Source organism: Sulfuricurvum sp. (assembly GCF_019163035.1).
Lineage (GTDB): Bacteria > Campylobacterota > Campylobacteria > Campylobacterales > Sulfurimonadaceae > Sulfuricurvum.
Genome location: NZ_JAFLKV010000014.1, coordinates 3,028 through 8,741, shown reverse-complemented (window position 1 = coordinate 8,741; position 5,714 = coordinate 3,028). Strand labels below are relative to the sequence as shown.

The 5,714-nt window shown below is 44.1% G+C and carries 9 protein-coding genes; 8 read left to right on the top strand and 1 reads right to left on the bottom strand.

Annotated features, from left to right (window positions below; all coding sequences use genetic code 11):
* A partial coding sequence (locus JZU62_RS01235) for a GTPase (RefSeq protein ID WP_295011133.1) occupies nt 1–404 on the bottom strand: 404 nt, incomplete at its 3' end.
* Between the two features lie 63 nt (nt 405–467).
* On the opposite strand from JZU62_RS01235, the gene JZU62_RS01230 reads away from it, so the two are divergent.
* The 8 genes from JZU62_RS01230 (at nt 468) to JZU62_RS01195 (ending at nt 5,710) form a co-directional block, all read left to right on the top strand.
* Nucleotides 468–923, top strand: coding sequence for a phosphoribosyltransferase domain-containing protein (locus JZU62_RS01230; protein ID WP_295011131.1), 456 nt, complete (start codon nt 468–470; stop codon nt 921–923).
* Nucleotides 924–965: 42 nt separating this feature from the next.
* Nucleotides 966–2,123: a methionine adenosyltransferase gene (gene metK, locus JZU62_RS01225; protein ID WP_295011129.1), complete on the top strand. Its 1,158-nt coding sequence runs from the start codon at nt 966–968 to the stop codon at nt 2,121–2,123.
* A gap of 102 nt (nt 2,124–2,225) precedes the next feature.
* On the top strand, nt 2,226–2,510 hold the full coding sequence (locus JZU62_RS01220; protein ID WP_295011127.1) for a 4Fe-4S dicluster domain-containing protein: 285 nt from the start codon (nt 2,226–2,228) through the stop codon (nt 2,508–2,510).
* Nucleotides 2,511–2,652: 142 nt separating this feature from the next.
* Nucleotides 2,653–3,066: a nucleoside-diphosphate kinase gene (gene ndk / locus JZU62_RS01215; protein WP_295011125.1), complete on the top strand. Its 414-nt coding sequence runs from the start codon at nt 2,653–2,655 to the stop codon at nt 3,064–3,066.
* Between the two features lie 5 nt (nt 3,067–3,071).
* Nucleotides 3,072–3,443, top strand: coding sequence for a YceD family protein (locus JZU62_RS01210; protein WP_295011123.1), 372 nt, complete (start codon nt 3,072–3,074; stop codon nt 3,441–3,443).
* 100 nt (nt 3,444–3,543) lie between these two features.
* Complete coding sequence (gene rpmF, locus JZU62_RS01205) at nt 3,544–3,693, top strand: 50S ribosomal protein L32 (RefSeq protein ID WP_013461018.1); 150 nt, start codon at nt 3,544–3,546, stop codon at nt 3,691–3,693.
* Between the two features lie 3 nt (nt 3,694–3,696).
* The gene (plsX, locus tag JZU62_RS01200) at nt 3,697–4,686 is read left to right on the top strand and encodes a phosphate acyltransferase PlsX (protein WP_295011121.1); all 990 of its coding nucleotides are present in this window, start codon (nt 3,697–3,699) and stop codon (nt 4,684–4,686) included.
* A 25-nt stretch (nt 4,687–4,711) separates the two neighbouring features.
* Nucleotides 4,712–5,710, top strand: a complete 999-nt coding sequence (locus JZU62_RS01195; RefSeq protein WP_295011119.1) for a beta-ketoacyl-ACP synthase III — start codon at nt 4,712–4,714, stop codon at nt 5,708–5,710.
* Nucleotides 5,711–5,714 lie beyond the last annotated feature (4 nt).

Sequence of the window (5,714 nt, the reverse complement as noted above, 5' to 3'; positions counted from 1 at the left end):
GTCCCGAACTCATAATATTCCCAAAGCTTCTCTTGCATCTTGTCATTATCGATTTTATTCACGACCAATGCAATCGCTTTTCCCATCGATTCAAGTTCATAAAAAAGTTTTTTATCATCTTCTTCAGGGAGACTCTTACCGTCTACCATAAAGAGAATAATATCGGCTTCATGTGCCGCTTTGAGAGATTTTTCTTTGATTCGATCGAAGAGTTCACACCCCTCATCCAATCCGCCCGTATCGAGAATTTCAACCTCTTTATCTACCACAACGGCAACACGTTTTTTGACATCTCGTGTCGTACCTGCTTGTTCAGAGGTAATTGCATCGCGCTGCTTTAAAAGACGGTTGAATAATGAGCTTTTACCGACATTCGGACGGCCTATGATGGCTAATTTTTTCATAATGACCTTTTTAAAACTAAGTTTTTCATTATAGCGTATTCGTACTTAGGGTATGATTTCAAAATGGTACACTATAAATACGAACACTTTAAAAACGACCTTCACCCCCTGAGCGCACTTTGCCAACCCTTTCAAGCCGATACGATTCTAAGCGTCGCACGCGGCGGTATGACGCTGGGACATGCCCTCTCTATGAGTTTGGATATACGCAATCTCCAAAGCATCCGTGTGGAGAGTTATGATGGCGATACGCAACGCGATCACGTAACGATTATAGGAACCTGTGACCTTAGTGGAGCGAAACGGGTTCTTGTCGTGGATGATATCGTTGACAGCGGACAAACGCTTGCAGAGCTTATCCCCTTTTTACGCTCAGAGTATCCGAGTTGCATCTTTAAAATTGCCACCCTCTTTACCAAACCCACCGCCCTCATCCAACCCGACTTTTACCTACACGAAGCTCACGATTGGATTGAGTTCTTTTGGGAAAGAGATTTTTTAAAAACGGATGCGATATAATCCGACAACCACAAATATTTAACATTTTCTCTAAGGATTTTTATGCCGAAAGAATACATTTTTACCTCTGAATCCGTCACCGAGGGACATCCTGATAAAATGGCTGACCAGATCAGTGATGCGATTTTGGACTATATTATTGAAAACGACCCCAAGGCTCGTGTAGCGTGTGAAACCCTCGTTTCCAACGGCTTTTGTGTCATCGCAGGTGAACTCAAAACGACCGCCTACGCTCCAATGCAAGAGATTGCCCGCCAAGTCGTCCGTGAAATCGGCTACACCGATGCAACCTATGGTTTTGATTATCGCTCATGTGCAGTTCTCAACGGTATCGGGGAACAATCTCCCGACATCAACCAAGGGGTTGACCAAGAAGACGGTGAAATCGGAGCGGGAGATCAGGGGTTAATGTTTGGTTATGCGTGCCGTGAAACCGATGTTTTGATGCCGTTGCCGATTTACCTCGCTCACCGTCTGGCTGAGCGTTTAGCTCAAGTGCGCAAAGAGGGGATCATCCCTTATTTACGACCTGATGGAAAAACACAGGTGAGCATCCGTTATGTCGATGACAAACCCGTCTCGGTCGAAACGGTTGTTGTCTCGACACAACACGCCCCTGAAATTTCGCAAGAAAAACTCCATGCCGATGTTATTGCAGAAGTTATCAAATACGTTATTCCCACAGAACTGATGAATCCAAATATCGTCTACCACATCAACCCTACCGGTAAATTTGTCATCGGCGGTCCTCAAGGGGATGCGGGTCTTACAGGGCGCAAAATCATCGTCGATACCTATGGTGGAGCTTGCCCTCACGGCGGTGGGGCATTCAGTGGAAAAGATCCGACCAAAGTCGATCGTTCAGCCGCCTATGCCGCCCGCTATGTCGCCAAAAACCTTGTCGCTTCAGGCGCGTGCGAGAGAGCAACGATCCAGGTTTCCTACGCCATCGGGGTTGTTAAACCTATCTCTATCATGGTCAATGCACATGGCACTGCCGTCGTTCCCGAAGAAAAGTTAGAGAGCTGTGTCAAAGAACTCTTTAACCTTACCCCTAAAGGGATTATCGAATCGCTTGACCTTTTACGCCCGATTTACCGAAAGACAGCGGCATACGGTCATTTTGGCCGAGAACTGAGCGAATTTACATGGGAAAGAACCGATAAAGTTGATGCCATCAAAAAGTATTTAGGTCTTTAGTAACACTCCCTATGCAATCTTCATTCCCCACCTTATTTTTTAGGTGGGTTTAAAATTCTTCTGTGTATAGTTACCACATATTTATAAACCAAGGAGAACCCTATGGCAGTAGTCATTAATGATACCTGTATTAACTGCGGCGCTTGCATCGACGAGTGTCCTGTAGAAGCAATTGTAGACGAGGACGATAACCCAACGGGTGAAGAAGTCTATTACGTTTACGGTGACAAATGTGTCGAATGTGTCGGTCACCACGATGAGCCTGCATGTGCTACAGCGTGCCCTACTGAGGGTTGTATTACTTGGGATGAAATCGGTGCAAGCCCTGCTCACCGTGATGATGTTACCGCTGAAATGCGTTCTTCAAAAGCAAACGTAGTTAACTAATTTCGGTTAAAACACCAAAGGATTTTTCCTTTGGTTACGTTATTTTCGTCCATATATCCCTCTTTCTTCATCTTTAATCTTACTTAAATTATTGTTTCGCTATAATCCCGCTCTATTTTATACACACTAAACAGGAGCATTGATGGAACAAACATTGTCAATCATCAAGCCAGACGCCGTAGCAAAAGGTGTCATCGGTAAAATTTTGGATCGTTTCGAAAGTAACGGCCTTAAAATCGCGGCTATGAAAAAAGTTCAACTTTCACGTCAAGACGCAGAAGCGTTTTACGCAGTACATGCTGCACGCCCTTTCTTCAACGACCTCGTTGATTTCATGGTAAGCGGTCCCGTTGTTATCACTGTTCTTGAGGGTGAAAACGCTGTACTTAAAAACCGTGATTTGATGGGTGCAACTAACCCTAAAGAGGCAGAAGCTGGAACTATCCGTGCTGATTTCGCTGAAAACATTGATGCCAATGCGGTTCACGGAAGTGACTCTGCAGAAAATGCTAAAAATGAAATCGCATTTTTCTTTTCAGGGCGCGAAATTTCGTAATTGCCATGAAAATAGCATTTAGAAAATTGGGCTCACAACCGCTTCAATTTGAGGCAAATAGTGACAATGCGCATTTTTCGGGTGATTTAATCCTGAAAAAAAGCAATCTTGCCCAATTAAACGGTACAATTACAGGGAGTATTTCGATTCCTTGCGATATTTGTGCCGAAGAGGTAGAAAAATCTTTGAATGAAGAGATCACCTTCTACCTTAGCGATGGAATATTTGATAACAACGATGAAGAGTTGGATGTTGTCGAAATCGATAAATCGATAATCGATGTAGAAGAACTTCTGAAATCGGAAATCGAACTAATCAAAAGCGACTATTTTTGTTGCGAAAACTGCGAAGGAACCTCGTTAGATCGAGAATTCTGATTGTAAAGCTGGGCATCCCGCCGAGGGAAACCCAGTGTTAACGTAATCGAGGGGATCTATTCCCTCGGTGTTTAAATTTAAATAGAAAGGGATAAATACTATGGCAGTACCTAAAAGAAGAGTGAGTCATTCTCGCGCCGCAAAACGCAGAACTCACTATAAAATTTCTCTTGCTCGTCCAGTCAAAGACAAAGATGGCACGTACAAATTGTCTCATTATGTCAATCCGACAACCGGTGAGTATAAATAATCGATGATTAGAATTGCAATTGATGCAATGGGCGGGGACTTCGGTCCCGAACCGATTGTTAGAGGGACACTTGAAGCTCTAAAAGAAATGAAGTTTCAACCAATTCTAGTTGGTAAAAAAGATGAGATCTTATCTTTATTACCCAAGGGCTATAAAGATAAGATTTTAATTGTCGAAGCCGACGATGTCATCGATATGGGTGATGCGGCTACTGACGCACTTAAGCGTCAAGAGAGTTCTATCTATAAAGCGGTAGAGCTGGTTCGAAACGGTGAAGCTGATGGTGTCGTAAGTGCTGGTCACAGCGGTGCCACGATGACATTGGCAACACTACGACTCGGACGACTCAAAAATGTATTACGTCCTGCACTGGTCACATCCATGCCGACAAAAAGTGGTAAGCGCAGTATCCTAATGGATGCGGGTGCTAATGTTGACTGTAAAGCAGAACACCTTTTTCAATTCGGTATTATGGGTTATTACTACGCCCAAGATATGTTCAAACTAAGTGCTCCACGCGTTGGACTTCTTGCCAATGGTGAAGAAGATTCCAAAGGGAATGAAGTTACCAAAGAGGCATTCAAGTTACTCGAAGGGCAACTAGGGTTTATCGGTAACGTTGAGGGTAACAATATTTTTGATGGAAGCTGTGATGTCATTGTCTGTGACGGCTTCATTGGAAATCTTGTTCTCAAAGCTTCTGAGGGTGTTGCTTCAACTATCAGCTTCTTTATCAAACAATATATCCGAAAATCTCCTATTGCGATTACCGGTGCACTTTTGATGCGAAAAGTATTCAAACTTTTGAAAAAAGAGATCGATTATGCCGAAATCGGAGGAGCTCCTCTAGTCGGTATTAAAGGGTGTGCTATTGTCAGTCACGGTAAAAGTAACCCAAAAGCTATCAAAAATGCTATCTTTCAAGCTGTTCGGTACGTTAATACTGGTGTAAATGAACATATTGAAAAGCGTCTCGAAGAGCTTAAACCATAACTTCGAACCCTTATAAAGGCTAACTATGTACGCTGCGTTTCGTTCTATCGGGGCTTATGTTCCCGCTAAAATCCTTACCAATGCCGAACTCGAAGTGATGGTCGATACCAGCGATGAATGGATCACCAAACGTACCGGCATTAAAGAGCGCCGCATTGCAGCCGAAAATGAAACTACGAGTGATATGGGCGTCAAAGCGGCTGAACTCGCAATAGAGCGCTCAGGACTCGACAAAAACCAAATCGATATGGTCGTATGCGCCACTATCTCCCCCGATTATTTTTGTATGCCCTCAACCGCTACGATCATCACTACCAAGCTCGGTCTAGAAAAAGTTACCGCGTTTGACCTCTCAGCCGCGTGTACCGGATTTGTGTATGCCCTCTCTATCGCTAAAGCATTCGTTGAGTCAGGGATGAAGAAAAATGTCCTCATCGTCGGAGCTGAGCGCTTGAGTGCAATCACCGATTATACCGATCGCGGAACCTGTATCCTCTTCGGTGACGGTGCAGGAGCAGCGATTATCAGTGCTACGGAGAATAAATCCGAAGCAATTATCGATATTCACACCGGCTCTGATGGAGCATATGCTGATTTATTGATGACACCAAACGGCGGAAGTGGTTCCATACATGATGCGCTTGATAGAGAAGCGGCGGGATGCTTTATGCAGATGAAAGGAAATGAAACGTTCAAAGTTGCCGTACGTACACTTACCAATGATGTCGTCGAAATTTTAGAGCAAAACAACATCGCCTCATCCGCAATTAAACACTTCGTCCCGCATCAAGCCAATTACCGCATTATCAAAGCGGTCGGTGATGCACTTGAACTCAAAGAGGAGCAAGTGGTACTCACAGTAGAAAAATACGGCAATACCTCCGGTGCCTCTATTCCTATGGCAATCAATGACATCTATGAAGCAGGACGTTTACAAGAGGGTGATTTAATGCTCCTCGATGCATTCGGCGGTGGATTAACATGGGGCAGTGCCTTGGTTCCGTTTGCCGGAAAAGGTATATAACCAC